This window comes from Candidatus Omnitrophota bacterium (assembly GCA_040755155.1).
GTDB lineage: Bacteria > Hinthialibacterota > Hinthialibacteria > Hinthialibacterales > Hinthialibacteraceae > JBFMBP01.
Map to the genome: position 1 here is coordinate 1 of JBFMBP010000168.1, position 4,246 is coordinate 4,246.

The 4,246-nt window shown below is 52.4% G+C and carries 3 protein-coding genes; all 3 read right to left on the bottom strand.

What is annotated here, in order from left to right; translation table 11 throughout:
* A partial coding sequence (locus AB1656_26210; protein ID MEW6238893.1) for a glucose-1-phosphate adenylyltransferase occupies positions 1 to 1,244 on the bottom strand: 1,244 nt, incomplete at its 3' end.
* 157 nt (positions 1,245 to 1,401) lie between these two features.
* On the bottom strand, positions 1,402 to 2,772 hold the full coding sequence (locus AB1656_26215; GenBank protein MEW6238894.1) for a hypothetical protein: 1,371 nt from the start codon (positions 2,770 to 2,772) through the stop codon (positions 1,402 to 1,404).
* Between the two features lie 4 nt (positions 2,773 to 2,776).
* Entirely contained in the window at positions 2,777 to 3,883 is a 1,107-nt protein-coding gene (locus AB1656_26220; GenBank protein ID MEW6238895.1) for a glycosyltransferase, read from the bottom strand.
* Between the last annotated feature and the right edge of the window lie 363 nt (positions 3,884 to 4,246).

Here is a 4,246-nt window from a genome sequence, read left to right on the forward strand (position 1 = left end):
CCGTCCGCTTCCATGATCCGGCTGGGATTGGTGATGCGCACGTCCGATCCGATGCGGGCGTTCTTGTCGACAATAGCGCCTTGCACGATCGATCGCGGGCCGATGCCCAGCGCCGGGGCGCCGGGGGGAATGTCTTCCTGCGCCACGCCGGGGCTGTCGTAATAATCCGCCCCCATCATGACGGTGTTATAGACCTGGGCGTTTTCCGCCACGATGCCGCGCAATCCGATAATGGAGTTTTTCACGACGGCGCCCATGATAATCGAACCGTCGCAGATCAGCGAGGAATGGATATTGGCGTCATTGATCTTGGCGCCAGGAAGAAAGCGGGGACGAGTATACACCAATCCGGTTTCATCGTAAAAGTTGAATTGCGGCAGCTCTTCCGTCAACGCCAGGTTGGCGTGATAGAAGGAGCGGATGGTTCCAATATCTTCCCAATACCCGTCGAAAAAATGGGCGAAGACGCGCTTCTCTTCCAAAAGAGCGGGGATGATGTCCTTGCCGAAATCGGAGCCTTGATGCTCGTTCAGCGCTTCGATCAAGGCGTCCGTGCGGAAAACGTAAATTCCCATCGAGGCGATATAATCCCGTCCGCTCGAAGAAACGCCTTGGTTGTCGAAAACGACGGGAGGAACCCGCAGGCGGTCCAACAGTTCGCTATCGCTCGGTTTCTCGAAAAAGGAGACGATTTTCCCCTGATCGTCCGCTTGAAGAATGCCGTATTCCTTGCAGTGGTTGCGGGAAACGGGCAAAACGGATATGGTCGCGTCCGCATCCGTTTTCACATGCGTCCGCAGCAACTGGCGGTAATCCATCCGGTAAAGATGATCGCCGGAAAGGATTAATACGTGCTCCGGTTTGCGACGCACGAACCGGCGCAAAGCGTGGCGCACGGCGTCCGCCGTTCCTTGATACCAATTTTGATTCTCCGGCGTTTGCTGCGCCGCCAAAACCTGGACGAAGCCTTTCGAAAAAACGTCGAAGCGGTAGGTTTGGCTGATATGCCGATGCAGCGAATCGGAATTGAACTGGGTTAAAATGTAAATCCGATCCAGGCGGGAATGCAGGCAGTTGCTGACCGGCAAGTCGATGAGCCGGAATTTCCCGGCAACGGGCACCGCCGGTTTCGCTCGCGCCTTAGTAAGGGGATAAAGCCGCGATCCTTGCCCGCCGCCCAGAATGAAAACGGATGTTCGCTCGTTTACTCTATCTAAATCGACCGATTTGTTTTGTGTGGACATACAACGCTCCAACCAAGATGCACTTGAATCCATGCAATCAAAATAAGGGGTGGGCTAATAGCGAAGCGAAGCCCGCCAATGATTACTATAACATTAAATCCAATTAATATGAGAATTATATTATGCGGTAGAGAAAAATAGAATCGAACGAAACCTCTTATTCGCCATTCTCTTCATTTTTCTTTGTTTTCAATCCCATCCAGGCGATGAAACCTAATCCTCCAATCCAAACCAAAATGAAAACCGTCAGCGTTATGGGCGAAAGAATTTGTCCCAATCCCATCCATCCGAAATCCCAGCGGCTGTAAGGCAGATGCTTGAGAAACAACGCATGTTGCGCGATGGGATTCCATAGGGGATTCCAAATCAATGCCTCTTCCGAAATCCCGGCTTTCATCAAGGTCATGATGACGTCGTTAAAGTCGATCGCCGATCCTAGTATTTGCACGACAAAACCCAGCGCGCCTAAAAACATCAGTAAACGCCAAGATGGCCGATCGTCTTTATCTACTAAACCAGCCAGCGGTAAAACCGCCAAAGGCAGCAAGGGAACTAGATGGCGCGGTCCGAATCCCCATCCACCCCACCAATTGCCCCAACAGCAATATAAAACCAATAGACTTAACAAGAGACCCAGCCAAACCCAAAAAACGTCTTCTGTTTTTTCCCGAAACAGGCGGACGCTCAACGGCAGAAAAAGCAGGATCGGATTGAAAAACCAAATATTCTTTCCCGGAGAAAACAAGAAGCCGAACAACGCGGGGAATGGATTCAAGTGGAATTGTCCCTCGTAGCCCCCGGAAACCTCGCCGCTCCAATAAAAATGGTTATAAACGAATACGAAAACGACTCCTAAAAACAACGGAACCGCCAACGCCGCCAATTTCTTGCCGTTGCGCCAAAAATCCTTCTTTGATAGAACCAAGCCAATGCCGTAGATCGGAACGGCGGCCATCATCTCCAACCTCAACATGGCCAACAATCCCAACGAAACACCGCACATCCACACGCCGCTTATTCGTCCATCCCGCCGCAGCAATAGAAAGCCGTAAAAAGACGAAAGCAGCAGTAAGGCGGCGAGGCATTTGTTGTAGTCGTAGCGCGCATAGGCGAACGCCAGCGTGGAAAAGCCATACAAGATAGGGACGGCGATTTGTGCTTTGCGAGAAAACCCCAACCGCAGAATCGTCAGCGAAAGCAAGCCCACCGTCGCGCCGGTGAGGACGGTATTCATCCAGCATAAGCATTTGCGCCGCATCCAATCCGCTTCGATTCCGGGGAAAAGCCGCTGCAAGCCGTCGCCCAAAAAGTAAAAGGGAAGATAGACGATGGAATAGACATATCCCTGCTTGACGGCGATGGCGGGAAAAAGTCGGCCTTCTTCCACAATGGTTTTCGTTAATTTGTAAGAAGGCGTAGCGTCGACCGTATAACCATGTTTTCTTCCCATCAAGGGCGTAAGGAATACGATGTAGAAAGCAGCTAATAAGAAAGGCAGCCGATAAAGAGATTTTTCGCGCCGCATCATTCCGTCACCCCAGGACCGATTCGTAAATCCGCAAGATTTTCCGCGACATTTCTTCCTGGCTGAATATCGAGGATATCCGCCGCCGCGCCTCGCTGCCGTACCGGAAGCGCAGGGGGTAATTTTCCAACAAAAGGTTGATCGCCCCCGCCAGCGGCTGGGGATCGTTGGGCGGGACGACGATTCCCGTGATGCCGTTCTGATTGATGTAGGACGTCCCTGTTCCCAGTTCCGTACAGATCAGCGGCAGACCGCAGGCCGCCGCTTCCAGCAGCACCAAACCGAACGCTTCCGCGCGGTAGATCGAAGGCAGGCAAAATAGATCGGCGGCGTAATAATAAGGAACCACGGATTCCACCCGCCCCACGAAAGCGATTTTGTTGGCGTAAGGCAGTTTTTGCGTATTCTCCACCAGTTCGGGAAGCAATGGGCCTTCGCCGACGATCAACAGTTTGCCGTTGACCTGCTTCATGGCTTCGATAAGAACATGAAGCCCTTTGTAATAGCGCAAGATGCCGACGAAAAGCACCAATCCCATGCCGTAGCGCCGCCGGATCGCCTGCGCCGAATCCTCGATCTCGTTGTTGGAGGAGAAGCGGGTCATATTGACGCCGAAGGGAACTACTTCGCATTTATCGCGGAAGGGCTGCAAGGTTTCGGACGTTTCCAGGTAATTGGGCGAAGTGACGATGATCCTATCCGCCTGGCGCAAAAAAGCGTTCTGAAACGGGCCGTAGAGTTTCATCCATCGCTTTTGCCGCACGATGTCGCTGTGGTAATGGGCGATGACTTTGCCCTTGGGCCGCGCAATCAGATGAGAAATGACGGCGGTGGGATTGGGCAAATGGTAATGAAGAATATCCGCGTCCAACCGCTTCAGCCAATAGGGAAAATAAGGCGAAACCGGCGCTGAAAGAAACCGTCCCCACTCGCCCGCCTTATAGACGGGCGCGCCCTCGACTTCGGCGAACTCCGATTTGCGGCTGCGGCTGCAGATCAAAACTTTGATCTCATCGCAGGCGTCGCGGGTGCCTTCGATGATGCGATGGATGGCGATTTCGATCCCGCCGCATACCGGCGGATAACAATCTTTATAAATATGAAGTATCCGCACGCTGTTAGAGTCCGTTCGTCGCTTCGTTCGTCCGCTGCTTCAATTCATTCTATTGGACTTTCTCGCGCCGCCAAGCTTCCCGATTACTATAAGTAACTCATGTTACGCAGCCTGGGAGCGCTGGCATCTTGCCGGACTGTGGAAATACCCATTCCAAGCCGGTGAATGGGTTTTCTATCTTTTGAGCCTCTTGCAAAACTCTATTATTCCTCCCCCAAGCCTGGGGGAGGTTAGGTGTGTATGAACCGGGCACATCCTTTACAAAATAGACCGGGCAGATGGTTTACACAAGTCGATACTAAGAACCAACGAGAAGAAGGGAGTTGGTTCAATGACTTGGAAGGAAACCAATGCCATGGAAGA